Genomic DNA, 25,704 nt, shown 5'->3' on the forward strand with positions numbered 1-25,704 from the left:
TTCGTCAGGGGTCAGGGCTCGTGTGACGGATGCTCCTGCCGGCCGCCGGGCGCCTGGCCCCGGTGGCGGGTCAGGCCGATCAGGAGCAGGGCCAGTTGGGCGCCGGCCGGTCCCAGTGCTTCCTGGTAGCGGCGCAGTACGGCGTTCTCCCCTGCCAGGTCCGTCCGCGCGGCGCCGGCGGCGCGGCGCGCGTCCTGCAGCAGGCGGTCCTCGCGGACGCGCCGTTGGATCAGCCGGATGATGTCGCCGTCCAGCTCGTGCAGGCGCGCGCCGTGCCGGGCCGGGTCCTCGCCGGCGGCTGCCCGGCGCGCGGCGGCGGGGCGCTCGTTCATGTGCGGTCCGCCCCGGCGGCCAGCTCCCGGAGCAACCGGCGGTAGGCCGCCGCCACGTCCGCCACGAACCGGGCGGCGGTGCCGGGTCGGTGCCCGAACACCACCTCCGCACCGCCGTCGTGCTCGGGCCACACCTCGACTTCCAGCTCGTGCAGGGCGCGGTCGGCCCGGGGTCCCACGACGACGGTTTCGCAGCCGTCGAGCGTGAGGTTGCGGGGCGGGGCGCTCTGCAGGGCGAACAGGGTCTGGAACAGCGGGTGGCGGGAGCGGTCGCGGGCGGGGTCGGCGGCCATCCGTACGACGTCCTCGAACGGCACGTCCTGGGCGGCCAGTGCCGCGTGCACGCCTGCCAGGAGTGCCGGCACGTGGTCCGCCGTACCGTCGCCGGCCGGGCGCATGCGGAAGCAGAGGACGTCGATGAGGCAGCCGACGGCGTCTGCGGTGTCCGGGTGGTAGCGCTTGGCGATCGGTGCGCCGATCGCCAGGTCCCGGTCGCCGGAGACCAGGGCGAGCGCTTCGGCGTAGGCCGCGAGCGCCACGGCGAAGCGGGTGCTGCCCCAGCCGTGGGCGCGCGTCTCAAGTGCGGCCCATTCGGCGGCCGTCAGCCGGAAGGTGGGCCGGGGTCGGGTGTCACCGTCGTCGGGGCCGGGCACGGTGAGCGGGGGTACGCCGGTCGCCTCGTCGCGCCAGAAGGTGCGCTGTTCTGCCAGCCCGGTCTCGTCGACCTGGGCGCGGGCGCCGGCGAGGACGGCTGCCAGGGAAGGCGGGGGCGCGGTGTCCGGGGTCCGGTGCCGCAGGCGGGCGGCGTAGGCGGCCGAGAGGTCGTCGGCCAGCGGGCGGATCGAGGCGCCGTCGAAGGCGATGTGGTGGACGACGATGCCCAGCAGCCATGCGCGACCGGATGCCTCGGGTGCGAGGACACACCGCCAGTTCTCGCCCGTGCCGATGTCCAGGGGCCGGCCGAGCGTGGCACGGACGGCTGCCAGGGCCGCGTCCTGGTGCGCCGCCGGGGCCAGTTCCGTCGTCCGGACCGGTGTGATCCGCTCGTCGAGCAGTGCGACGGGGCGCCGGTCGAAGACGTACCGGGCGTGCAGCGACTGGTGTCGCCGGTGCACGTCGGCCACCGCGGCGCGGAATGCCTCCGGGGCGAAGTCCCCGGTCACCCGCCAGATCAGCTCGCAGTGGGCGGAGGTGTCGGTCGGGTCGAGCTGCTGCTCGAAGAGGAACCCGCTCTGCGTGGGCAGCAGCGGCAGCGGCTCGCCGGGCGCCGGGCGGTCCTCGGGGGCGGGTGTGCGCGCCGTTTCGGTACGGGCCTCGATCCACTGCGCCAACTCCCGCACGGTCGGGCCGGCGACGAAGACGGAGGGCGGCACGGGGACGCCGGTGCGCGCGCCGATCCGGACGCACAGGCGGGCGCCGTCCAGGGAGTCGCCGCCCATCGCGAAGAACGAGGTGTCGTACGGAACGGTGCCGTCTGTGTGCAGGGCCTCGGCGAAGGCGTGCGCCACCAGGCCCGCGGTCGAACGGTCGTGGGGGCGGGGGTGCGGAGCGGCCGGGGCCTGGGGGCCCGCGTCCCGCGTCACCCGTTCCAGCAGGGCCTCGGTGTCCAACTTGCCGTTGCCGGTCAGCGGGAAGCCGTCCACGGCGGTGAGGGTCCGGGGCATCAGGTACTCGGGCAGGTGCGCGGCCAGCGCGGTGCGGACCGTGTCCTCGCCCACGGGCCGCCCGTCCGCGCAGGTGTAGGCGGCGGCCAGCCCCACGCAGGCGCCCGCCGACATGAGCGGGATGACGACGCAGCGGCGCACTCCGGGGAGTTCGGCGACCCGGGCCTCCACCTCGCCCGGCTCGACGCGGTGCCCGCGGACCTTGACCTGACGGTCGGCACGTCCCGCGTAGTGCAGTACTCCGTCGGCCGAGAAGCGGCCGAGGTCGCCGGTCCGGTACATCCGGCGCGGGCCGCCGGCGCCGAGGTCGATGTCGGCGAAGCTCTTGGCGGTCCGCTCGGGGTCGGCCAGGTACCCGTTTGCCAGGCCGGCGCCGGTCACGCAGATCTCGCCGGTCGTGCCCGGCGGACACGGGCGTGACCGCTCGTCCAGGACGAACACCTCGGTACGGGGCACCGGGCGGCCCACCGGGATGTCCGCTCCCGTGGCGCAGTCCTCGGGCGTGATGCGGTGGGTCGTGGCGAAGACCGTGGACTCGGCGGGCCCGTAGCCGTTCACCAGGGCGGTGCCGGGGTGTGCCGCGACGAATCGACGGACGTGGGCGGGGGAGAGCCGTTCGCCTCCGGCCAGCAGCTGCCGTATCCCGTCGAAGCAGTCGAGGTCCTCCTCGACGAGCATGTGGAAGACCGAGGCGGTCAGCCAGAGGGTGTTCAGCCCGGTGTCGCGGACCAGGGTGCGCAGACCGTCCGCGGTCAGGTAGGGCTCGTCGATCAGGACGCTGGTGCCGCCGCTGAGCAGCATCGACCACAGTTCCAACGAAGCGGCGTCCCAGGGCAGCGGGGCGGCCTGAGACATGACCGTGCCGGGGCCGACGGCCATGAAGCGGTCCGGGCCGAACAGCCGTACCGTCCCGGCGTGCGGCGACAGCACCCCCTTGGGGCGGCCGGTGCTGCCGGAGGTGAAGAAGACGCACGCGGTGTCGGTCTCCTCGACGGGTGGGGTGTCCAGGCGCGGGGCGGGCGCGGCGGCCACCCGTGCGAGGTCCGCCTCGGGGACCCATACCGGGCGCGTCCAGCCCTCGGCCTGGTCCGGGGTCGCGGCGATCAGCGGGGCGTCGGTCTGCGCCACCAGCTCCGCCACCCGCGAACGGGGCCAGCGCGGGTCCATGGCCGCGTAGGCGGCGCCCCGTTTGAGCACCGCGAGCACGACCGCCACGAACCTCGGTGACCGCGGCATCAGCACCGGCACCACGTCGCCGGCGCCCACTGCGGCGTCGGCCAGTTCGGCCGCGAAGGCGTCCGAGGCCCGGTCCAGCGTCCGGTAGCTCACAGTGGTGTCGCGGTGGATCAGTGCGAGGGCGTCCGGGTGCTCCGCGGCCCGTTGCCGGAAGACCCCGTGCATCGTGCCGCGGCCGTCGCCGTGGCCTTGTCCGTCGGTCATCGCACCTCTCCACCCTCCAACTGCTCCACCCGGCAGGGCACTTCGTGACTGTCGGTGTCGTACACCTCGGGTGCCGGCTGCGCCGCCGCGCGTGCCCGGGGCGACCGGCGGCCCAGCAACACCGCGCAACCGGCACACATCAGGCACCCCAGGCCCAGTACCACCGGCAGCAGCCAGGTCTGTTCCGCGCCGAGGAGCGCTCCGCCCAGCAGCGGGCCGATCACCAAGCCGGTGGACATGGCCGCGGAGTAGGCGCCGTTGTAGCGGCCGCGGAACGCCTCGGGGGCCAGGCTGTTGACCAGCGTGGGCAGGGCGACGGCGAGCAGCGCCTCACCGACGGCGAAGACCGCCAACGCGCCGATGACCAGGGCCGCTTCGACGGCCGTGCCGGCGCCGGCCGCCGCCAGGAGCAGCAACAGCCAGCAGCCTGCCCAGCTGGTGGCGGTGGCGGCGAGCAGCGCGGCGGGCGGCGTCCGGGAGATCCGGGTGACGGCGACGGCCTGGATCAGCACGATGCAGCAGGTGTTGGCCACGAACGCCCACGCCATGATGCGGGCGTCCATGCCCTGCACCGCGACCAGCCCCGGGATGCTGGACTCCAGCTGCCCGTACCCGACGACCATCAGCGCGACGGTGAGTGCCAGGACCTTGAGCAGGGCCCGGTCGCGCAGCACCACACGGTGGCCGCGCGCGCCGGTGCCGGCCTCGGGGGCGGTGTCGTGGTCGGACGGCAACGGGGCGCGCCGCCCGCCGAGCGCGAGGATCAGCAACGCCCCGGCCACCAGGAACGACAGGCCGTCGCACACGTAGAGCAGTTGGAAGCGGCCGGGATCCGCGGTCGAGGCGAAGATTCCGCCCAGCACTCCGCCGAGCCCGACCCCGACGTTGAGCGCGACGAACTGCAGCCCGAAGGCGGCGGAGCGGCTCTCGCCCTGTGTGCTCCGGGCGATGACGACGTTCCACACGGAGAGCATGGCGCCGTAGGCCAGGCCGTAGGTCAGGCCGGCGAGTACGGCGCCCGACACCTCCGTCACCAGCGCGAATCCGGTGGTGCCCACGGCGGCGGTGGTCATCGCCGCGGCCGCCGTGGGCCGGATGCCGAAGCCGTCGGCGAGGCGTCCCGCCACCGGGCCGCCGACCAGCGACGCCCCGGCGATCACCGAGATGACGGCGGTGGCGGTGCCCACAGGCAGCCCGCGTACCCGGGTCAGGTACAGGACGAGAAAGGGCTGCACGAGGCCGGTGCCCACCGAGCTGACCAGGTTGGCGGCCATCACCACCCGTGTGCGCGGCGGCAAGGTGCGCAGGGCGGCCACCGACTCCAACCTCATGACCGGAGGGCTCCCCCGGCTGCCGTGACCGCGGCGCCGATCCCGCCCGGCGTGGCGTCCGCCAGCAGCGCGCTCAGGCCCACGGCGACCCCGAACTCCTCGCGCAGCCGCTGTACCAGGGCCATCGCCTGCATGGACGTACCGCCCAGGGTGAAGAAGTCGTCCTCGACGCCGATGACGGTACCGGGCGCCAGGTCCGGGCCCAGCACCTCCCGCCAGAGGGCGGCGATCCTCTCCTCGACAGGTGACATGTTGTTTCAGTCCTCCACGGCGCGTAGCAGAACGGCGGCCAGATGTGCCGCACTTGATCCCAGCAGGGCGACCACGGGGTACGCGTCCCTCGTGGTTCCCGCTTCCGTACGATCGATGAGATTGATCAGCGGATCGCTGCCCAGGCAGTGCGCGATCCGCCCCACGTTGTCCTGGTAGAGCTGCCGGGGTGCGAAGCCGGCCTCGCCCAGGAACAGCCGCAGGGTGTCCGCGGCGAGGTTGCTGGGCAGGACCGCGGCGACCTCCGGCGGGGTCAGGCCGGTGGCCGACCACAGGTCCTCGAACAGGCCCTGATAGGCCGCGAGTTGGGCCCCGAGGCGGTGGGCGGCGGGGCCGGTCCCGAAGAGGTCGTAGGAGACCTGACGGGCACCGCCGAGGATCTCCCATCCGTGTCGTCGGGCGGAGACGACGGCCGCGGCGGCCCCGTCGCTGGCGACCGCCGAGCCGCCGAGGAGGACCCGGCCGCCCGGCAGCACCGTGCGCACCAGATCTCCCGAGACCACCGCCACGGTCCGGGCCGCGCCCGAACCGACCAGCGCCGCCGCGACGGTGAGGGCCGCGGTGGCCGTGGAACAGTCGGCGAGGCCGAGCGTCAACGGGTAGGCGTGGGACATCCCCAGGTCGCCGAGGAGCTGGGCGACGGCGGTCTGGGACGCCTCGCCCCCGGGCAGCGACTCGGTGGCGAACAGGACGGTGTCCACCGCCGCCGGGGGCGTCCCCGCAGCGGCCAGCGCGTCCTTCAGGGCCGGGCGCAGCAGGTCCGACAGGCCGCCCCGCGCGAGCCGGTACGTGTCGAACCCGGCCCCCGGACGGGGCGGTTCCGAGGCGTATTCCGGCAGTTCGGCCACCTTCCTGCGCAGATCGCCCAGCGCGGCGGCGCAACCGTTGAGATAGGCGGCGCTCAGCGCGCCCCCTCCGGCACCCGTGTGGTGCGGGCGGTTGCCGCTCAGAAGGCTCCCTCCGAGGCGTCGGGCAATAGTCGCGCGTCCAGCAGTACGGCCGCCAGGTGCGAGATTCCCGCGCCGAGCAGCACCAGGTGTTCCGCACCGGTGCCGTCCTTCGTCCCCGGCCCGGCGGGTATGGCGTCGGCGAACCGGTCGGCGAGGTTGATCAGCGGGTCGCTGCCCAGGCAGTGCGCGATCCGGCCCACGTTGCCCAGGGCGAGCTTGTCCCCGCCGTAGCCGACGTCGGAGAGATAGATCTCCAGCGCCATGCGGGCGAAGTTGCTGGGCAGGACGGCGCGGACGCTCTCGGGGCGGTGCGGGTGGTGTGCCGCCAGGCGGGCGAACAGCTCGCGGTGTGCGGTGACCTTCGCGGTCAGCTCCTGTCGCGCCCCGCCGCCGGTGCCGGGGGCGGCCGAGGTGTGGTGGGCCATCCCCAGGATCGGAAGGCCCGCGGCGGTGGCGGACACCAGCGCGGAGGCCGCCGCGTCGCTCGCGATGGCCACTCCCCCCGCCACGACCCGCTCGCCGCCCGTGGCGTGGTCGGCCACGTCTCCGGAGACCACCAGGACGTGGCGCGCGCTGCCGTCCCGGACGAGGGAGGCGGCGGTGCCGAGGGCGGCCATGGCGGTGGCGCAGTCCATCAGGCCGAGGGTGCCGGCCGTGGCGCGGGTCAGTCCGGTCTCGGCGAGGAGTTCGGCGACGTCGCGGTGTGCCGCACGGCCGCCCGGCAGCGAGTCGGTGGCCAGCAGGACGAGATCGACCTCGTCGCCCGGGATCCCGGCCTCGCCCAGGGTGCACTGGACGGCGGCGGCCATCAGCTCCACGACGGGTGCGTCCGACCAGCGGTAGGTGGCGAACCCGGCGTTGGGGGCGGTCAGTTCGGCCGCGATGCGGGGGTCGGCCTGGAGCTCCGGCAGTTCGGTCACGGGGGCGGCGTACTCGCCCAGCTCATAGGCGGGGGCGCAGAGCCGTGCGGTGATCATGCCGGTCCCCCTTCGCCGGGTCGGCTCTCCACCGCGCCGCGGGCGGCCTGCTCGGCGAGTGCCGTGAACCGCTCGACGATCCGCCGCGCGGTGCTCTCCTCGTACAGCTCGGTGTCGTACTCCAGCCAGCCGTCGGCGCCGTCCGGGCCGGGGTAGACGGCCAGCGTCAGGTCATAGCGTGCGGTGCCCTTGTCCAGGTCGGCGGTGGCCACCTGGGCGCCCTGGATCTCCCGGGTGGCCTCCCCCAGGTTGTCGAAGACGAAGACGGCGTCCAACAGGGGGTGGGTGCCCGGCACCCTGCGCGCTTCGGCGATCAGTTCGCCGGGGTAGGCGGCGTGCGCGAGTCCTGCCCTGGTCGCGGCGCGGGCGGCCCGGGTGCGGGCGGCGTGCGAGCCGTCGCCGGCGTCCCGCAGCCGTACCGGCAGCACGTTGAGGAGATAGCCGACGACGTCGGTGCCGCCGGGCCGGTCCCGGCCCGCGGTGAACGTGCCGAGCAGCAGGTCGTCGCGGCCGCCGTGTTCGGCGAGCGCGGCCCAGGCGACGGCGAGCCATCCGATGTAGGCGGTGGCCGCTTCGCGCTGCGCGGCCGCCAGGATCCCCTCGGCGACCGTGCGGGACACCGCGAAGGGCACCCGGGCGCCCGCCCGACCGGTGCCTGCCGGGCGCGGCCGGTCGGTGGGCAGCGGCGGCGGGGCGTCGGCGACCTCGGACGCCCAGTACGCGGCCGCCGCCCGGCCCGCCGGGCTCTCCAGCCAGCCGCGCTGCTCGTGCGCGAAGGCGCTGAAGGCCGGCGCGGCGGGCGGGTCGGTGTCCGCGGGCCGGGCCAGTTCGTCCAGCAGCAGCTCGAACGACCAGGCGTCGAAGACGAGGTTGGGGACCACCACCAGCAGCCATGCCTGGTCGGCCGTCGGCCCCTGGGCGAGTGCCACCCGCAGCAGGGGGCCGTTGCCCAGGTCGAAGGGCTCGGCGGCCAGTTCGCGGGCGAGCGCGTGGGCCTCCTCGGCTCCCGAGCAGCGGGTGCGGATCAGCCCCGGGGGCAGCTGCGCGTGCACGACCGGGCGCACCGCGGCCCCGTCCCCGTCGCTTTCGAAGGTGGTGCGCAGCGCCTCGTGGGCCGCGACGAAGCCGTGCACGCGCGCGGCGAGCAGGTCGAGGTCGACCGGGGCGCCGGTGAGGTGGACTGCCTGGCAGACCACGTCCACCGGGCGATCGGCCACCCACTGCCTGGTCTCCCACAGCCGCAGCTGACCGGGGGTCAGCTGGTGCCGGGCGGCTCGTGCCCGGGGCAGGCGGGCGCGGAGGCGGGCCCGCTGCTCGGGGGTGAGTGCGGCGAGTCGGGCCGCGAGGTCGGCGGTCATGCGTAGCGCCTCCGGAGTTCGTTGAGGTGGCTCAGGCTCTCCGCGACGAGGGCTTCGTCGACGCCGAAGTCGATCAGGCAGGCGATCTCGTCCACACCCATGCCCTGGAAGCGGTCGACGACCTTGGTGCAGGAGTCCGGGGTGCCGAGCAGCGCGCCCTTCTCGAAGTACTTGTCGAAGGCGAACTTGATCAGCTCGTCCTGGTCGCCGGCCGAGATGTCCCGCACGCCCGCGCCCGGGGCGAGGTTCTTCTTCTGGGAGTCGATGACGGTGAAGAACGACCGCAGGTAGTCGCTGAACGGCGGCCAGACGGTCTCGCGCACCTCTTCCAGGTCGGTGCCGATGAAGGTGTGCAGCATCAGCGTGACCGTGGTGCTCTCGGGGTCGTGCCCGTACTGTTCGAGGGTTTCGTAGTAGAGGGCGAGCTTCTCCTCCAGCTCCTCGTTGGTCATGTCGATGAGCGCGGTCAGCACGTTGCAGCCGAGCCGTCCGGCCGTCTCGAAGGTCTCGCGGCTCTTGGTGCAGGTGAGCCAGATGGGGAGTTCGGGCTGTACGGGCTGCGGATGCAGTTCCACCTCGACGTGATTGCCCAGGCCGTCCTGGACGTAGACCGGTGCGCCCTCCCACAGTTCGCGGATGGTGGTGACCGCGTCGAAGGTGCGCTGCCGGCGGTCCTGCCAGCCGTCCGGTTTGATGGCGAAGTCCAACGGGCTGAAGCCGGTGGCCAGCGCGATGCCGGCGCGACCGCGGGAGAGGTTGTCGACCACCGCCCACTCCTCGGCCACCCGGATCGGGCTGTGCAGCGGCAGGATGACGCTGCCGGCCCGGATCTGCAGGCGCTGGGTGGCCATCGCCAGGCCGGCGCCGAGCACCGAGGGGTTGGGGTAGAGGCCGCCGAAGCGGTGGAAGTGCCGCTCGGGGGTCCAGATCGCGGTGAAGCCGTTCTCGTCGGCGTAGCGGGCCGCGTCGAGCACGAAGCGGTACTTGTTCTTCTCGTCGCCGGAGAAGAAGATCAGGCTGAAGTCCACGGTCAGCGCTCCTGTTCCTGGCCGGTCCCGCCCTGCCGGGGGGCTTCTTGCTGGGTGACTGGCTGCTGGGCGGCTGCCTGCTGGGCGGTTTGCTGTTGGGCTTCGGCCAGCAGGCGTTCGACCTCGTCGGGGTCGAGTGCGGCCAGTTCCGCGGCCAGCGCCTCGATGTCGTCGCCGTCGGTCGCCGCCGGTGCCTGTGCCCGGGCGTCGATCCGCTCCTGGACGAATCGGGCCAGTGCCCTCGGCGTCGGTTCCCCCAGCACATCGGCGAGCGGCACCTCGGCCGAGAACTGCTCCCGGATGTCGGACAGCAGACGCACGATCAGCAGCGAGTCACCGCCGAACTCGAAGATGTCCCCGTCCAGCGGCATGTCCTCGCGTCCCAGCGCCCCGCGGACCAGGCGCGCCACCTGCTCGGTCAGGTCGTCGGCGGCCCTGCCCTGCGCGCCCTCGCCGGTGACGGTGCCGGTGGCCCCGCCGGCCGTGGGCCGGGCGATCCGCTCGTCGCGCACCCACTGGTCCAGTCGGTGTGCGATGTCCCAGGTGGAGACGGCGACATGGGAGACGTCGCGGAGCGTCAGCAGCCGGCGGATGGCCTCCAGGCCCTCCTCGGGCTGGATCGCCTTGTCGTCCATGCTGCGGCCGATCGCGGAGATCGCCCGCTTCTCGTCCTGGTGGTGTTGCCAGACGTCCCAGGCGGCGCTGATCCACACGGTGCGGTCCAGGCCGCGGTTGGCCCGTTCGGCGGCGGCGTCCATGAAGTGGTTGGCGGCGCCGTAGCCGAGCAGCCGCAGCCCGCCGAGGACCCCGGCCAAGGAGGACAGCAGCAGGCAGAAGTCCACCGGGTGGTCGGCGAGGACCTTCTCCAGCGCGATCTGGCCGTGCGCCTTGGGCGCGAAGTGCCATTGGCACTGCTCGACGCTGGCCGCGGTGATCGCCCGGTCCCACTGTTCGCTGGGCAGTCCGGCCGCGTGCACCACGCCGTCGAGCGTGCCGAAGTGTGTGGTGACCTGGTGCACGGCGTCCCGCAGCGCGTCCTCGTCGGCGACGTCGGCGTGGACCAGGAACGGTTCGTCGCCCTCGGCACCCAGGGCCCGCAGCCGGGTGATCCGCAGTGCTGTCGGGTCGTCCGCGTCGTGTTCGGCGAGCCAGCTGTCCCACCTCTCGCGCAGTGGCAGCGGATCGCGGGTGAGCAGTGCCAGTCGGGCGCCGGGGCATTCGCGGCGCAGCCAGTGCGCGATGGTGGAGCCGATCTCGCCGAGTCCGCCGGTGATCAGGTAGACGCCGCCGTCGCGCAGGCGGGAGGCGGCCTTGGCGGTCCAGTCGGCGCGGATCGGTTCCAGGTCGGCGATCCAGCGGGTGGCGCCGCGCAGTGTGGTGGCGACCTCGGGGCGGCGCAGTCCGGCGAGTTCGGCGGCCAGGGTGCGCAGCGAGCGGTCGTCGGGGGTGGCGGGGAGGTCGAAGTGGCGGGAGCCGATGTTGCCGTGTTCCTGGCCGATGACGCGGGCGGCGACGGCGAGGGGGGCCAGTTCGGCGACCGGTTCGGGCTCGGCGGGGCTGATGGCGTAGCCGCCGGCGCTGATCAGGTCCAGCTGCAGGGGCTGGGTGACGCCGTGCGCACTGACCGCCTTGACCAGGGCCATCAGGCTGTAGAGGCCGTTGTGCTGGGCCTGTTCGAAGCGTTCCTTCCCGCGTTCGGGGGGCAGGGGGGCGGTGGACCAGGCGTGCACGATGCGGTCCGGGAGGCGGTCCTCGGCGAGCAGGTCGCCGATGAGCCGGGCGTGGTCGTCCTCGGAGTCCGGCCGCAGGGTCCAGGTGTCGCCGTCGCGTCGGTATTCGCTGCCGGCGGTGACGGTGAGGACCTCGCCCGCGAAGGCGTGCCGGGCCAGCCGTGTCGCGGTGCCCTGGGCGTCGGCGAAGAGCAGTACGGGGTCGGCGATCGGTTCGGCGGTGGCGTCGAGGGTGCCGACGGCCGGTCGCCACACGGGGGTGGAGAACCACTGGTCCAGCGGCAGTTTGCGCACGGTGCGCGCGCCGTTGCCGGTGCCGGTGAGGGTCCCGCTGCCGGGTTCGACCCAGTAGCGGGTCCCTTCGAAGGGGTAGGTGGGCAGGGGTACCCGGGCCCGCTCGCGGTCGGCGTAGTAGCCCTGCCAGTCCACGGTGAGGCCGGCCGCCCACAGCCGGCCGAGTGCGGCGGTCACCGCGGTCAGATCGGCACCGGCGTCCCGTCCGCGGGCCGCGGAGGTGATGACCGGCACACCGGTCTCGCGGTCCGGGTGCCGGCGGGTGAAGGTGGCCAGCGTCTGACCGGGCCCGACCTCCAGGAAGACGTGGTCGCCGTCGGCGAGCACCGTGGTGAGGCAGTCGGCGAACCGTACGGTCTCGCGCAGCTGCCCGGCCCAGTACACCGGGTCCTGCGCCTCCTCGTCGCGTATCCAGGTGCCGGTGCGGTTGGAGAGGAACGGGGTCTGGGGGCAGCCCAGTTCGACGCCGCGCAGCAGCTCGGTGAACGGGCCGACCACGGGGTCCATCATCGCCGAGTGGAAGGCGTGCGAGGTGACGACCTTGCGGTGGGCGACGCCGTCGGCGGTCAGCCGGGTGGTCAGTTCGCGTACGGCTTCCTTGGGACCGGCGACGGTGCACACGGCCGGCTCGTTGACGGCGGCGAGCGCGACCTCGCCGCCATCGAGGTATGCGGCCAGCTCCTGCGGCGGGAGCATCACCGCGGTCATCACCCCGCCGGGCAGCTCGTCCATCAGCCGGCCGCGCTCGGCGATCACCCGCAGCGCGTCGGGCAGCCGGAACACCCCGGCGAGGGTGGCGGCCACGTACTCGCCGACGCTGTGCCCGATCAGGGCGGCCGGGCGCACGCCCCAGGCCGACCACTGCCGGGCGAGCGCGTACTCGACGGCGAACAGGGCGGGCTGGGTGAGCCGGGTGCGGCCCACGTCATGGGGCTCGCCCTGGTAGCCGCGGAGCCGGGGGTAGAGGGCGTCCCGCAGGTCCAGGCCGAGGTGCGGGGCGAGGAGTTCGGCGCATTCGTCGAGTGCCGCGCGGAAGACCGGCAGGTGTTCGTACCAGCCCTGGCCCATGCCGGGGTGCTGGGCGCCCTGGCCGGGGAGGAGCAGGACCACCGGGCGATCGGCGGGCTGCCCGGAGTCCTGGTGGGTGAAGCGCGGGTCGGCGGTGCGCAGGGCGCGTACCGCCGTCGCCCGGTCGGGGGCGGTGATCACGGCGCGGTAGTTGAAGGTGCGGCGGCCGGTGGCGAGGGTGTACGCGGTGTCGTCGAGGGCGGTGTCACCGAGGGCGCCGGTGGGGTCCACCGCGGTGTCGCCGGCCGCGGGCCCGGTCTCCTGGGCGGGTGCTTCGAGGTGGTCGGCCAGCTCCCGGCGCGCGGTCTCCAGCGCGGCCGGGGACTTGGCGGAGACCGGCAGCAGCACCACCGGCGGTGCGGGCGCGGCGCCCCGGGCGGCCGGGTCCGCCGCCGGGGCCTCCTCCAGGACGACGTGCGCGGTGGTGCCGCCCATGCCGGTGGAGGTGATGGCGCAGCGCAGCGGTCCGCCGTCCGCTGACCGCCAGGGTTCGGTGCGCGTGCCGATCCGGAAGCGGGTGCCCGCCACGGCGCACTGGGGGTTCCATGCGGTGAAGTGCGGGGTGGGGACCAGTGTGCGGTGGTGCAGCATCAGGGCGCACTTGATCAGTCCGGTGACACCGGCCGCGGTGCTGAGGTGGCCGAGGTTGGCCTTGACCGATCCGATGGTCAGCGGTGGTGCGCCGGCGACCTGGTAGGACTGTGCCACGGCGGCCAGTTCGATGGGGTCGCCCATCTTGGTGCCGGTGCCGTGCGCCTCCAGATAGCTGACGGTCGCGGGGTCCACGTCGGCGACCGCGAGCGCCTCGGCCAGGACGGCGGCCTGGCCCGCGACGCCCGGCGCGGTGTAACCGACGCGGTCGGCGCCGTCGTTGCCGACCGCGGAGCCGCGTAGCACCGCCCAGACGGTGTCGCCCTCGGCGAGCGCGTCCTCCAGCCGCTTGAGGACGACGACTCCGATGCCGTTGCCGAAGAGGGTGCCGTCGGCCGCCGTGTCGAAGGGGCGCACGGTCCCGGTCGCCGAGGTGATCCCGTCGGTCTCGTGGAGGTATCCGGCCTCCTGCGGGAAGCGCAGCGCCGCCCCGCCGGCCAGTGCCACGTCGCACTCCTGCGACAGCAGGCTCTGCATCGCCAGGTGCACGGCCACCAGCGAGGTGGAGCAGGCGGTCTGTACCGAGATGCTCGGGCCGGTGAGGTTGAGGTGGTAGGAGGCCCTGGTGGCGAGGTAGTTGGGGTCGTTGCCCATCAGCGTGGCCAGGTCCTCGCGCATCCGGGGCAGCGAGCCGTCGAAGCCGCGTTCCCCGGTCAGCACGTTGTGGAGGAGGTAGGTGCTGCTGAGGGCGCCGGCGAAGACACCGATGCGGCCGGGGTACTGCTCGGAGTCGTGGCCGCTGTGCTCCAGTGCGGACCAGGAGGACTGGAGGAAGAGCCGCAGCTGCGGGTCCATCCGCTCGGCCTCGCGGGCACTGAGGTAGAAGAACGAGGCGTCGAAGAGGTCGGTGTCCTCCAGGACCGAGGCGCGCGGCACGTAACGGGAGTTGGCGAACGTCTCCGGGGCCACGCCGGCGGCCTGCAGCTGTTCCTCGTCCACGTCGGTGATGTGGGTGGTGCCCGCCACCAGGTTGCGCCAGAACTCCGTGTGGTTGCGCGCGCCGGGCAGTCGGCAGTCCAGGCCGACGAGGGCGATCCGGCCGTCTGGGGCGGTGTCGGCGGGGGTCGCCGTGGCGGCCGTCGCACCGCGGGGACGGTCAGTCACAAGTGCCTCCTGGTTGCCGGTCGTTCGAGGGGGACGAAGCGTTGCGGGTACGGGCCGCGGCGCGGCGGCCGCCGTGGGCGGTGCGGCGGCGGGCTCCTCGGGCGGCGCCCGCCGCGGAGTCCTGCCGGTCGTCACCGCCGATGAGCCCCACCAGGCTGCGGAGGGTGGGGGCCCGGTACAGGTCGGTCATCCGCAGGTCGGGCGCGACGGTGCGGGTGAGCCGTTCGTGCACGGCGGCCATCCGCAGCGAGGTGCCGCCCAGGTCGAAGAAGTTGTCGTCGGGGCCGACGGTGTCGGTGCCCAGTGCCTCGCACCATGCCCGGGCCACCGCCCGCGCCAACGGTCCGGCTGCCGCAGGGCCGGCGCTGCCGGGCCCTGCGGTGCTCCGGCCGGGGTCCGCCGCGCTGAGCGCGGGCGGCAGCGCGGCGCGGTCGATCTTGTGGTTGGGCGTCAGCGGCAGGGCCGCCAGGAGGACGAACGCGGCCGGTACGGCGTGGGCGGGCAGGGTGCCGCGCAGTGCGGCCCGCAGCGCTGACGGCTCGGGGCGTGCGCCGTCGGCCGTCACGAGATAGGCGGCGAGCTGCCGCTCCCCCGACCGGTCGTCGAACGGCATCACGACCGCCTCGGTCACCTGGGGGAGGTCCTTCAGCGCGCTCTCCACCTCGCCGGTCTCCACCCGGATCCCGGAGATCTTCACCTGGAAGTCGCGGCGCCCGATCAGCAGCAGCGTGCCGTCGTCGAGCCGCCGGGCGAGGTCGCCGGTGCGGTAGGTGCGGCCGTCCGCGACCGCGCCCGGGGCGAGGTAGGGGCTCTCGACGACGATCTCGCCCTCGCCCGGTCCCGCCACCACGCGCCCCTCGGCGTCCTCCAGCCGTACTTCCGTCTCCGCCACCGCGAACCCGAGCGGGAACACTCCGGTGGGGGGCCGGTAGTTCCGGTCGGCCACCCGGAGCAGGGCGCAGGAGCACTCGGTGGAGCCGTAGGCGCCGGCGACCCGGCAGTGCCTCCCGAAGGACCGCCGGGCGGCGTCGAGGTCGGCCAGGTGCAGGGTGTCGCCGCCGAGCGCGAGCATCCGCATCCCGGGCAGCTCGGTGGCGCGCGATGCCATGGCCCGGACCAGTGCCCGGAAGACGGGGAGCGTGGAGTGGTAGACCGTGACGCGTTCGGCGGCCATCCACTCCAACAGGCCCGTGATGCCGAGGGACTTGAGGTCGACCGGGTACAGCGCGGCGCCGTTGAGCAGCGCGGCGAAGGTGTCCTGGACCGCGGAGTCCCAGCTGTAGGCGGACTGGAGGGTGACCCGGTCCAGCGGGCCGATGCCCAGGCCGTCGGTCCAGACCCGGGTGTGGTGCAGCACGTTGAGGTGGATCTGCGCGACGGGCTTGGGCCGCCCGGTGGAGCCGGAGGTGTAGAGCACGTACGCCTCGCTGTCCGGGCCCACCGGTGGCGCCGGCAGGTCGAGCCCGTCCGCCGCGTCGGTGCCGGACGGGTCCGTGCCCTTCGTCGGCACCAGGTCCTCGTATGCCAGCACCGGTCGGGTGCCGGCCAACCGGTCGGCGAGCGGCGCGTTGGCGGCGAGGGCGACCAGTGCGCGGATGCCGGCGTCGTCGGCCATGTAGCGGAGCCGGGATTCCGGGTAGGAGGCGTCCAGCGGCACGTAGGACATGCCGGCGCGCAACACCCCGAGCAGGGCGGCGATCATCTCCGCGCCGTGCGAGAACAGCAGGCCGACGCGGTCACCGGGCCGCAGGCCGGCCGCGGACAGCGCGGTGGCGACCCGGGCCGAGCGCCCCGCGGTCTCGCGGTAGGTCCAGCGGGCTTCGGGGGTGACCACGGCCTCGCGTTCGGGGTGTGCCGCGGCCTGCTCCAGGAAGCGGTGGACGAGCGTGCCCGCCTGCTGCGCGGTGGGGAACGGCCGGTGTCCGAAGGCCGCTTCGGACACTGGGGCCTCCTCGGTCACGGCGTCCCCCTCCCCTCGTGCGGGCCGTAGCCGAGGAGGACGGCGGGGTGCGCGGGTCGCTCGCGCAGTTCTGCGTACGCCTGTGCCGCGCGGCCCAGGGGCAGGCGCGGCAGCCCCATCTCCCGGGGGCGGATGGCACCGATGTCGATCAGGTCCAGGGCCCGCTGGAGGTTCTCGGTGACCGTGCCCTCGCCGGCCGGGGCCGTCACGTCGCGCAGTCCGCGTGCGTAGGCCGCGTCCCGGTAGCCGGCGCCGCAGCGGGCGGCGTAACGGATGTCGAGGTTGCCCAGTTCCACGCTGAAGTCGATGTGGGCGGCGAAGCGGCCCACGCCGACCAGCCTCGGCCGGCCCGGCGCCCGGTCCGCCCAGCGGGCCGCCGCCGCGATCACCTCGCCCGCGTCGCCGGTGCCGCACAAAAAGACGCACCGGCCGCCCGTCGGGCGCGCCTGCGGGGGGTCCGTCGCGAAGAAGCTTCCGCCGTCGGCCGCGTTCAGGCCGAGCGCCGCCGCCGTGCGCAGCCGTTCGGGGCGGAGATCGACCAGGGTGACCGGTATCCCGCGGGCCGCCGCGGTCTGGGCGACCAGCTGCCCGACCATGCCCGCGCCGACCACGACCACCTCGTCGTCGGCTTCCAGCACCGCCCGGTCCACCGCGTGCACGGCCGTCGCCGCCAGGCCGGCCACCACCGCGTCCGCCAGGTCCAGGTCGTGGGGGACATGGCGGCACAGCCGGTAGGGGACGGTGACCGCTTCGCTGTGCACGGCCTCGCCCCAGCCCATCGCGATGACCCGGTCTCCGGGGGCGTATCCGGGGGCCTGGGGGCCGACCGCCTCCACCACCCCGGCCGAGCAGTAGCCGAGGGGGAAGCGCTCGCCGGTGCGTGCGCTGCGGTCCAGGTAGTGCAGTTCGGTGCCGGGGCTGACCAGGCTCCACTCGGCGCGCAGCCGCAGCTCGCCGCGGCCGGGCGGTTCCCTGTGGACCTGCTCCGTCAGCGGTTCGGCCGCCCCGTCCGCGACCAACTGCCGTACCACCAAGGTGGTGGGGGTGGGCTGCCGGACGGCGTCCGGTTCCGTTGTCCGGCCCCCGGTGGGGATTCCGCGCACCGCGGTCACCTGTCTTCCTCCTGCTCCGGGGCCGCGATCCACTTCTCGTCGGGCACGATTTCCAGCTCCTCCTGATACCCGGGTATCGGTCCCAGCGGCACCGGTTTGCCGGACCGCTCGTAGGACGCCCGGCGGTTGCGCTTGCGCTCCAGTCCGAGGTTGAGCCCGGCCAGATCGACCGGCTCGTCGGCGAGCAGTCCGTGCTCCCGCGCCGCGGCGACCGCTCGGGCACCGGCCCGGGTGCGGATGAACACCCGCCCGTGCTTGGGCTGTTCGGCGCCGGTCACGCTCGCGGCGAAGATGTTCGGATCGCCGTCGCTGACACTGATGTCGGCGAGCCCGGACATCCAGTCACCGCAGGACAGGCAGCGGTGCGTCTTGTTCCCCGCGAAGTCCCGCACCGCGCGCCAGAATTCCACCCGGTGGTCCGCTCCGTCGTCCGTGCGGATGGCGATGTCACCGGGGTAGGCGCCGTCGCGGTAGCGCAGCCGGACCACGGAGTCCAGGGGGACGCCCGCCCGCTCGCGGATCACGGCGGCGGTTCCTTCGGGGCGGGTACTGGAGGAACAGGCCGGTTCGACCAGCAGCACCACGTGCTCGCGCGCCCAGCGGCCCACCTCGGTGTCCATCGCCTGGAGCTTGCGCATCGCCTGGATGTGGCAGGCCACCCCGGACATGGCGACCCGGGCGTCGGGCTCCTCGATCATCAGGGGCCGTAACGCGCCTAAGTAGGGGGCGAGTTGGTAGGTCGACTGGGCGGTCTCCACCAGGTCGTCCGGGTCTCGCACCAGGGCCGGTGCGGCCCGCCAGGGCTCCTTCTCGTCCCGCCCCATCGAGAGCACCGCCGTCACCTCCAGCCTGTGCATGGCGGTCTGGAGGAGGGCGGTCAGGCTGCCGCCGCTGGCGGACGTCTCGTAGACCACCGGGTCCAGGGCGTGCCCGGCGACCACCTCGGAGAAGACGCCGATCCAGCGTTCCCGCGGGGTGCGGGTGCGGCCGAACAGGCGCTCCTCGGCCGCCGGGGTGCCGGGGTCGGCTCCCGGGCAGACGTCGAGGCAGTCGGAGCAGTCCGCGCAGTCGGCGGCGGTCCAGGACTCCGTGGTGAGCACGGGGTCCAGTCCGTCGAAGCCGATCACCCCGGCCGGACAGGCGAGTTCGCAGGCCCCGCACACGGTGCACAGGCCCGGATCCAGCACGTCCTTCTGGAGCTGCTGGAACGTCATGTTCGACCGCTCCCGTCCGCCTGCGTCACCGCCGTCGCGATCCGCTCCACCAGCCAGCGGTAGTCCGCCTCCTCCAGGAGGGCCGGCGGGACGATCTTGACCGAGGCGCCCTCCGGGCCGCCGCCGAACAGCAGCAGCCGCTCCCGCAGCGCAGCACCGGTGACGGCCTTGGCCAGGGCGGGATCGAACCGCCCGTCGGGTACGCAGTCGAAGGCCGCCAGCGCCCCGACGGTGCGCACGGCGCGCATCCACGGGTGGCGGGCGGCCAGTTCCGTCAGGTCGGCCCGCAGCCGGTCACCGAGCGCCCGCGCCCGGCCCGCCACGTCCTGCCGCTCGACGATGTCGACGACCGCGGCGGCCGCGGCGCAGGAGACGGGATGGCCGGAGAAGGTGGAGGTCTGCACGCTCGGCGGCAGCGCGTCCAGCACCGCCCGCTCCCCCACCACGGCGGCGATCGGGAAGCCGTTGCCCAGCGTCTTGCCGAGCAGCGTCAGATCCGGGGTCCGGGTCATCAGCTCGGCGGTGAACAGCCGCCCGGCCCGCCCCAACCCCGTGTAGATCTCGTCCAACACCAGCAGCGCGCCCCGGGAGTGCGCCTGCCGCGCGATCTCGTCGAGGATCGCACTGGATACCGGCAGCACCCCTTCGGTCACCTGGACGGGTTCGAGGACCACCGCCGCGGTGCCGCCACGGCGATCGGCGGCGTCCAGCGCGGCGGCGAGACCGGCCGCGAAGCGGGCCATGCCGTCCGCCTGGTCGCCGAGGCGGGGGTCGGGAAGCTCCGCGGTGACGACATGGTCGGGTTGCGGTGCGCTGTAGGTCTTGAACTCCGGGCGCCAGGTCAGGGCCAACGCTCCGGCGGTCTTGCCGTGGTAGCCGTGCCGGAAGGCCACCACCGCCTGGTGTCCGGTGGCCGCCCGGGCGATCTTCAGTGCGGACTCCACCGCCTCGGCCCCGGTCGCGGTGGGCAGCACCGCGGGCTCCCGGTACGGCGACAGCGCGCCGATCCGTTCGACCATGCGCGTCCGGGCGTCCGAGCCGACCTTGCAGCCGGTGTGGGTCAGGCGGCCGAGCTGGGCGACCGCGGCGGCGGTCACTTCGGGGTGCTGATGGCCGAGGGTCGCCGCGCCGCTTCCGGACGTGCCGTCGAACCAGGCGGTGCCGTCCTCGGTGTGGAGCCAGGGGCCGCTGCCGGTGCTGAATTCGGGGCCGAGCGTACTGCCGGTGGACCGCGCCTCCACGGCGCCGGCGCCGTCCCTCCTTCCCCGCACACCGGCCGCCGCGTCGGTCACTGAGTCGGTCATCGCTGGCTGTCCTCCACGATCCGGGCGCCGACGGCACGTTGCACGTCGGCGAAGTCGGGAAATGACGTGTGGTGGCAGGCGCCGCCGCGCACGGTCGTGCGTCCGGGGAGGCACATCGCCAGGGTCGCGGCGGCCATCGCGACGCGGTGGTCCTCGAAGCCGGGCACGGTGCCGGCGCGCAGGGCGGCTCCGCCGCGGACCGTCAGGCCGTCCGCCGCCACCTCGACCCGGGCCCCGAACGCACCGACCATGCGCGCCGTCGTCGTCAACCGGTCGGTCTCCTTGAACCGCAGTTCCTCGGCGCACCCGATCCTCGACGTGCCGGGCAGGAGAGCGGCGACCACGGCGAGCAGCGGCACCTCGTCGATCAGTGCGTGCAGCAGGGCGGGATCGTCGACCCGCACCGACTCCAGCCCCTCCAGTCCGCCCCTGGCCACCACCGTTCCGATCGGCTCACCACCACTGGTACGCCGTTCGTCCTCGTACGAAATGTCGGCACCGGCCCGCCGTAGGACCTCGAAGAACCCCAACCGGGTCGGGTTGAGGCAGACGCCCGGGACGCGCAGCTCGGCGTCGTCGCCCCACATCAGGTGGGCTGCCACGGGATACGCCGCGAGGGAGGGGTCGGCGGGCACGTCGATGACGGACGGGACGGTGTACGGCCCGCCGTCCCAGGTGATCGTGCGGTCGCGCTCGTGCAGTCCCGCACCGAACGCGGCGAGCATCCGCTCGGTGTGGTCGCGGGAACGGACCGGGTGCCGCACGGTGGCCGGGAGCCTGGCCGCGGCCACGGCGAGCAGCACCGCGGACCGGGCCTGGGCGCTTCCCACGGACAACTCCACCGCCGCGGACCGGCACACCGGTGCCCGCACCAGCACGGGTAAGCGTCCTGCGTCGCCCAAGTAGTCTATTTCCGCGCCGAGTTCGACCAGCGGATCGACGATCCACTCCATCGGCCGGTGGCGCAACACCTCGTCGCCGTCCACCACCGCACGGGTTCCGGTCCCGGCCAGCAGCCCGATCAGCAGTCGCGCCGCGGCGCTGGATCCGCCGGTCTCCAGATACGGCACGTCCGCGGGCCAGGCAGTGATGCCGCAGTGCGCGCGAACCGTCTGCGGGACGGGCACCGCGCCATGGCGCACGACGAGCGTGCCGCCCCCCTCGTCGTCCACCCGCAACCCCAACGCACGCAGCGCAGGCAGCAACGCCCGTACCGCACCGCCCAAGTTGGCGTTGCGGACGGTGAGGACGGCGGGGGCACCGGGTAACAGGGCGGCCAGCAGCGCCCGGTGACTCACCGACTTGTCGCCTGCCACGGCGACGGTCAACGGGCCGCGGCGCCCCAACTCCCGGCCGCCGTCCACCACGAGGTGCGCCGCCTCGGTCGCCGGTCTGTCGAATCGCCGGGCACCGTCGTCGACGGCGTCCCGGGCCGTTTCCCGGACGGTCTTCCGCACCTCAGGCACCCCCTGCTCCCTTCCCTGAGGCCGCAAGACCCGGAACAGCCGACCGCACCGTCCCCTGCGGCGAATCACACCTGCGCTGACGCACACAACACTCCGAAGCCGTCACTGAGTTGAGGAGAGGGGATACCCCTGCCGGAGGCGGCCGGGCTGCTCACGGTCACATGGGAATCACGTGTCGGCGCAATCGTTCATGGTGGTTCGGCAACCCCCAGGGGGACTCGCTGGCGCATTCGACTCAACCACCCCGGCCGAGCGGATGTCAACGAAAGTTGGATCATTCCCTGATAGGCGGTCATCCCCTATAAGCACCGAAGAAAGTACCGCTTCCCCTGCGCAAGCTCCCCTAATCACCCAAAATTTGAAAGGATTCCAAGGCGGCTTCGCATGATCGCGCAGCACGTCACCGCAGGGGGCGCCCCTGGGTCGCGGCGCCCCGACAACACCACCGCGACCAGCGCAACGACGTGCCCGACACCGCCCCAGCACCGCCGGACCACCGCCTAGCTCCCGAGGAAGCGCAGGACCGCCAACACCCGGCGGTTGGTACCGCTGTCCCGCGGCAACCGCAGCTTGTCGAACACCGCGTTGGTGTACTTCTCCACCGCGCTGGTGGACACGAACAGGCGCCCGGCGATGGCCGTGTTGGTGTGCCCTTGGGCCATGAGGGCCAGCACGGCCTGTTCACGGTCGGTCAGCAGGCCGAGTTCGTCGGCGTGGCGTGAGCGGGTCAGCATGCGGCGCACCACCTCCGGGTCGAACACCGTCTCCCCCTCGTTCACCCGCTCCAGCGCGGACAGGAATTCCTCCACCCGCGCGACCCGGTCCTTCAGCAGGTACCCCAGGCCCCGGGTGTCTGCCGTCAGCAACTCCGCGGCGTACCTGGGCTCGACGTACTGCGACAGCACCAGCACCCCCACCCGGGGGTGTTCGGCCCGCAGCCGCAGCGCGACCCGCAGTCCCTCGTCGGTGTGACCGGGCGGCATGCGCACGTCCACGACGGCGACGTCCGGCGGCTCGGCGGCCACCGCGGCCCACAGCGCGTCCGCATCGCCGACCGCGGCGGCCACCTCGTGCCCCTCGTCGGCCAACAGATGGACCAGGCCCTCGCGCAGCAGCGCCGAGTCCTCGGCAATCATCAAGCGCACGGCAGCTCCGCAACCACCCGCGTGGGACCGCCCGTCGGGCTTTCCACGCTCAGATGTCCGTCCAAGGCACGGATCCGGCGCGCCAACCCGGCCAGTCCCGGCCCCGCGGGGTCGGCGCCGCCGCATCCGTCGTCGCGTACCGATACGCGCACCAGGTCGGCCTCCTGGTCGATCTCCACATCGATCCGACTGGCACCCGCGTGCTTGGCGGCGTTGGTGAGGGCCTCGCGCACCGTGAAGTAGGCGGCGGTCTCCACGGCCGGGGCCGGGCGCCGCGCCAGGTCGCCGCTGATCCGGACCGGGACGGGTGACCGTTCGGCGTCCTGGGACAGGGCCTCGCGCAGCCCCGACGCGTCCAGCGTGGCGGGAAAGACGCGCCAGGCCACCTGACGCAGCTCCTCGACCGCCCGCTCGGCTTCGGCCTGTGCCTGCCTGTACAGTTCCGCGCTGTCCTTGCGACGCGCTCGTCCCAGCAGCATCGCCACCACGACCAGGCGCTGTTGCAGTCCGTCGTGCAAGTCGCGCTCGATGCGGCGCCGTTCGGCGTCCACGGCTTCCACGATCCCCGATCGGGTGGCGGCCAGTTCGTCGATCCGGCGGCGCATCCTGGCCAGTTCGTCCGGGCCGAGAAAGCGGCGCACCAACCGCCGTTCCCACTCGACGACGGTGGCCAGTCCCGCCAGGTCCAGGAAGAGCAGGAGCAGGCCGGCGGTCAGGAGGTACCCGACGATCGGCCAGGTCGGGCGCATGCCGTCGACGTCTTGGCCGGCCAGCCAGCGCGACAGCCCAAAACCGGCCGTCCAACCGCCCACCACCAACAGGAACAACGCCCCGCCACCGAGCAGCCCGACGGGAATGCGGCACCACAGATACGCGGCGGCCCGTCGCGGTTCGATGCCTTCCGCACCGGTGGGCTCCCCGCCGAACAGCACGGCCACTCTCCGCTGCTCCAGTGCGGCCGCCCCGACCACCGGCCCGCTGCACCGCGCCACGCCCCAGGCGGCCAGGGCGGCGAGGGCGGCCCACACCGAGACGGTGCCGAGCACGAGACCGGCGACCGCCCGCACCGACCTCATGCGCGGTGCCGGGCGCTCGGGCGGCGACGCAGCCGCACCAGGAACCAACGGCCGACGGCCAGCACGGCCACCGCCACCACCACCTTGGACACCATTCCCCCGTACTCCTCCACCAGCCGCCAGTTGTCGCCCAGCCAGTATCCCCACAGGACGAACGCGGTGTTCCACACCAGGCTGCCGGCGGCCGTCAGGGCGGTGAAGGCCGGCAGCGGCATGCGTTGGATCCCGGCCGGAACGGAGATCAGGCTGCGCACCACCGGCACCATGCGCGCCAGCAACACCGCGGCGCGACCGCGCCGTTCGAACCACGCCTCGGCCCGGTCGATCTCGTGCGGCCGGACGAGGGGAATACGGGCGGCGAGTGCACGAGTGCGGTCGCGGCCCAGGAGGGCACCCACCCCATAGACAATCCAGGAGCCGACCAGGGAGCCAACGGTGGTCCAGACGATGACGGCCCACAGATTCAGCCGCCCCTGCCCGGCCGCGAATCCGGCGACGGGGAGGACGACCTCACTGGGGATGAACGGCAACACGGTGTCAACGAGGTTGGCCAGCCCGGCGCCGGCGGCACCGAGTGCGCCCATGACGTCGACGGCCCACCCGGCGATGCCGCCGGCCGGTTCGGCAGAGGATGCGGGAAGCGGCACGGAAGCCAACATGGTGATCATGCGGTCCACGCTAGGCAGCGCGCCAGGCCCGCACCATGCGGTTCACCGCCCGACCACACTGCGGTTTTCCGCAATTGCCGCCCCCACCGGTCCCGTTCCTCGGCGGCACCGGCGGGGCACCGGCGGGGCACCGACACGAACACCACCCACCGTGATCGCGCAATAACCAGATGCAACTTTTCCTGACTTGTCCCTACGCTTCAGCGATGGACTCGGTACAGATCGGGCGGATGCACGAGAACGACCTCGTCTCGGCGGAGCGGGCATCGGCGGTGACGTTCTTCGAGGCGGACCAGATCTCCAGGCGGGTCGGCGACCCGGAAGTCGAACCGCGTTCGGCGACTGCCGCCGGGCAGCGGATCGAGCGCATGCGCTTCTACTTGACCATCGATCCGGCGGGATGCCGGGTCGCGGTGCAGGAGGCCGGCGGAGCTGGCGGGGCTGGCGAGGTGGTCGGATTCGCCGTTTCACAGAACCGCGGCCGCCTGTGGTTCCTCGCGACCTACGGCGTGCTACCGAGCCACCAAGGCCGCGGCATCGGGAAGCGGTTGATGGCTGCCGTGCTCGGCCATGCCGGCGACCGCGCCGGCGCCTTTCCCTCCAGCACCCACCCGGGCGCCACCCGCCGATACCGGCTGGCGGGCTTCTCCCTGCATCCGCAGATGCGGATGGTCGGCACCGTCGACCGGTCCACACTCCCCGCGGTCGACGGCCTTCGGGAGGGCGGAGCCGACGACTTCGCCTGGATGGACCGGTTGGACGAGAACCTGCGCATCGCGGGGAAAAACTCTGGTCAACTGCATCACCACCCCCAACGAGTGGGCGATCGACGTCGGCCTCGCGGCCCGACTGGACATCGCGCAAGAGGGCTATCTCGCCGTCCGCGGGATGCCCGTCCCGGCGCCCTACCTCGCCAACGGGCACTTCCTCTGACACGCCCCTGCGACGCCCCCCCCGACTCCCCCGCACAAGCCGCCCGGCTGAGGTGCCGACGCGCTGGTGGCACGCGGCCGCCCGGCCTGGTTCGGCTTCACCGGCCGGCGCCGGCCCCCGGATGGAACGTCCTGCTCAGCGCCCACACGATGAGGAGGTCGAACGTCATCACGATGATGGACCACACCGGGTAGTACGGAACGAACATGAACTGGGTGATCAAGCTGATCCCCGCCACCACGATGCCGGCCCGGCGCGCCCATCCCTTGTCGAGCAGAATCCCGACGCCGACGATGAACAGTGCCACTCCCATCACGAGGTGGATCCAGCCCCACGAGGTGAGGTCGAACCGATAGGCGTACCCGGGCGGGGAGAACACGCTGTCGCGTGTGATGCCGGTGATGCCCAGAAGAACGCTGAGCGGGCCGGTCACCGTCATCGCCACCCCGGCGAACAGCGCATCGCCCATCACCAATCCGCTGTCGTAGGCGCTCCGCTGGCGCCCATTGTCAGGCATCGCTACCATGGCCGCCGCCTTCCTGTCCGGCGCGCTCGCCGAGGCACACCGCATGTGCGAGGCGAGCCACGCTCTTCTGCCAGCCTCGCGTCAATCCTCCGGCGCCGCGACC

The 25,704-nt window shown here is 73.5% G+C and carries 19 protein-coding genes; 1 reads left to right on the forward strand and 18 read right to left on the reverse strand.

Annotation, left to right across the window (positions count from 1 at the left end; all coding sequences use genetic code 11):
- Positions 1-11: 11 nt before the first annotated feature.
- From JNO44_RS01635 to JNO44_RS01715, 17 genes are all read right to left on the reverse strand, one after another.
- Positions 12-332 (reverse strand): chorismate mutase family protein, encoded by a 321-nt coding sequence (locus tag JNO44_RS01635; RefSeq protein ID WP_205360677.1) that lies wholly within the window; start codon positions 330-332, stop codon positions 12-14.
- Positions 329-3,436, reverse strand: a complete 3,108-nt coding sequence (locus tag JNO44_RS01640; protein WP_205360679.1) for a non-ribosomal peptide synthetase — start codon at positions 3,434-3,436, stop codon at positions 329-331. The genes JNO44_RS01635 and JNO44_RS01640 overlap by 4 nt, the downstream gene beginning before the upstream one ends.
- Positions 3,433-4,767 carry an MFS transporter gene (locus tag JNO44_RS01645; RefSeq protein WP_205360681.1) on the reverse strand — a complete coding sequence of 445 codons (1,335 nt, stop codon included), beginning with the start codon at positions 4,765-4,767 and terminating at the stop codon, positions 3,433-3,435. Before JNO44_RS01645 ends, JNO44_RS01640 begins: the two co-directional genes overlap by 4 nt.
- Complete coding sequence (locus JNO44_RS01650; protein WP_067356678.1) at positions 4,764-5,018, reverse strand: phosphopantetheine-binding protein; 255 nt, start codon at positions 5,016-5,018, stop codon at positions 4,764-4,766. Before JNO44_RS01650 ends, JNO44_RS01645 begins: the two co-directional genes overlap by 4 nt.
- A 6-nt stretch (positions 5,019-5,024) precedes the next feature.
- The gene (locus JNO44_RS01655) at positions 5,025-5,885 is read right to left on the reverse strand and encodes an acyl carrier protein (RefSeq protein ID WP_205360683.1); all 861 of its coding nucleotides are present in this window, start codon (positions 5,883-5,885) and stop codon (positions 5,025-5,027) included.
- Between the two features lie 98 nt (positions 5,886-5,983).
- Positions 5,984-6,964, reverse strand: coding sequence for a beta-ketoacyl-[acyl-carrier-protein] synthase family protein (locus JNO44_RS01660; RefSeq protein ID WP_205360685.1), 981 nt, complete (start codon positions 6,962-6,964; stop codon positions 5,984-5,986).
- Positions 6,961-8,322 carry a condensation domain-containing protein gene (locus JNO44_RS01665; protein WP_205360687.1) on the reverse strand — a complete coding sequence of 454 codons (1,362 nt, stop codon included), beginning with the start codon at positions 8,320-8,322 and terminating at the stop codon, positions 6,961-6,963. Before JNO44_RS01665 ends, JNO44_RS01660 begins: the two co-directional genes overlap by 4 nt.
- Positions 8,319-9,350, reverse strand: a complete 1,032-nt coding sequence (locus JNO44_RS01670; protein WP_205360689.1) for a MupA/Atu3671 family FMN-dependent luciferase-like monooxygenase — start codon at positions 9,348-9,350, stop codon at positions 8,319-8,321. The genes JNO44_RS01665 and JNO44_RS01670 overlap by 4 nt, the downstream gene beginning before the upstream one ends.
- Positions 9,351-9,352: 2 nt before the next feature.
- Complete coding sequence (locus JNO44_RS01675; protein ID WP_205360691.1) at positions 9,353-14,197, reverse strand: type I polyketide synthase; 4,845 nt, start codon at positions 14,195-14,197, stop codon at positions 9,353-9,355.
- Positions 14,190-16,139 carry a non-ribosomal peptide synthetase gene (locus tag JNO44_RS01680; protein WP_205360693.1) on the reverse strand — a complete coding sequence of 650 codons (1,950 nt, stop codon included), beginning with the start codon at positions 16,137-16,139 and terminating at the stop codon, positions 14,190-14,192. The genes JNO44_RS01675 and JNO44_RS01680 overlap by 8 nt, the downstream gene beginning before the upstream one ends.
- Before the next feature lie 14 nt (positions 16,140-16,153).
- The gene (locus tag JNO44_RS01685; RefSeq protein WP_205360694.1) at positions 16,154-17,269 is read right to left on the reverse strand and encodes a 3-hydroxyacyl-CoA dehydrogenase NAD-binding domain-containing protein; all 1,116 of its coding nucleotides are present in this window, start codon (positions 17,267-17,269) and stop codon (positions 16,154-16,156) included.
- Positions 17,266-18,483, reverse strand: a complete 1,218-nt coding sequence (locus tag JNO44_RS01690) for a Coenzyme F420 hydrogenase/dehydrogenase, beta subunit C-terminal domain (protein ID WP_205360697.1) — start codon at positions 18,481-18,483, stop codon at positions 17,266-17,268. The genes JNO44_RS01685 and JNO44_RS01690 overlap by 4 nt, the downstream gene beginning before the upstream one ends.
- On the reverse strand, positions 18,480-19,787 hold the full coding sequence (locus JNO44_RS01695; protein WP_205360699.1) for an aspartate aminotransferase family protein: 1,308 nt from the start codon (positions 19,785-19,787) through the stop codon (positions 18,480-18,482). The genes JNO44_RS01690 and JNO44_RS01695 overlap by 4 nt, the downstream gene beginning before the upstream one ends.
- The gene (locus tag JNO44_RS01700; RefSeq protein WP_205360701.1) at positions 19,784-21,253 is read right to left on the reverse strand and encodes a 3-phosphoshikimate 1-carboxyvinyltransferase; all 1,470 of its coding nucleotides are present in this window, start codon (positions 21,251-21,253) and stop codon (positions 19,784-19,786) included. Before JNO44_RS01700 ends, JNO44_RS01695 begins: the two co-directional genes overlap by 4 nt.
- Before the next feature lie 500 nt (positions 21,254-21,753).
- Entirely contained in the window at positions 21,754-22,398 is a 645-nt protein-coding gene (locus JNO44_RS01705) for a response regulator transcription factor (RefSeq protein ID WP_235091995.1), read from the reverse strand.
- Positions 22,389-23,474 carry a sensor histidine kinase gene (locus JNO44_RS01710; protein WP_205360703.1) on the reverse strand — a complete coding sequence of 362 codons (1,086 nt, stop codon included), beginning with the start codon at positions 23,472-23,474 and terminating at the stop codon, positions 22,389-22,391. The genes JNO44_RS01705 and JNO44_RS01710 overlap by 10 nt, the downstream gene beginning before the upstream one ends.
- Positions 23,471-24,142 carry a DedA family protein gene (locus JNO44_RS01715; protein WP_205360705.1) on the reverse strand — a complete coding sequence of 224 codons (672 nt, stop codon included), beginning with the start codon at positions 24,140-24,142 and terminating at the stop codon, positions 23,471-23,473. The genes JNO44_RS01710 and JNO44_RS01715 overlap by 4 nt, the downstream gene beginning before the upstream one ends.
- 368 nt (positions 24,143-24,510) lie before the next feature.
- On the opposite strand from JNO44_RS01715, the gene JNO44_RS44995 reads away from it, so the two are divergent.
- Positions 24,511-25,269: a GNAT family N-acetyltransferase gene (locus JNO44_RS44995; RefSeq protein ID WP_420882734.1), complete on the forward strand. Its 759-nt coding sequence runs from the start codon at positions 24,511-24,513 to the stop codon at positions 25,267-25,269.
- Here the strand turns inward: JNO44_RS44995 and JNO44_RS01725 are convergent.
- Positions 25,173-25,592 carry a DUF7144 family membrane protein gene (locus JNO44_RS01725; protein WP_235091999.1) on the reverse strand — a complete coding sequence of 140 codons (420 nt, stop codon included), beginning with the start codon at positions 25,590-25,592 and terminating at the stop codon, positions 25,173-25,175. The genes JNO44_RS44995 and JNO44_RS01725 overlap by 97 nt on opposite strands.
- Between the last annotated feature and the right edge of the window lie 112 nt (positions 25,593-25,704).

Origin of the sequence: Streptomyces noursei, from assembly GCF_016917755.1 — a bacterium.
Classification (GTDB): domain Bacteria; phylum Actinomycetota; class Actinomycetes; order Streptomycetales; family Streptomycetaceae; genus Streptomyces; species Streptomyces yunnanensis.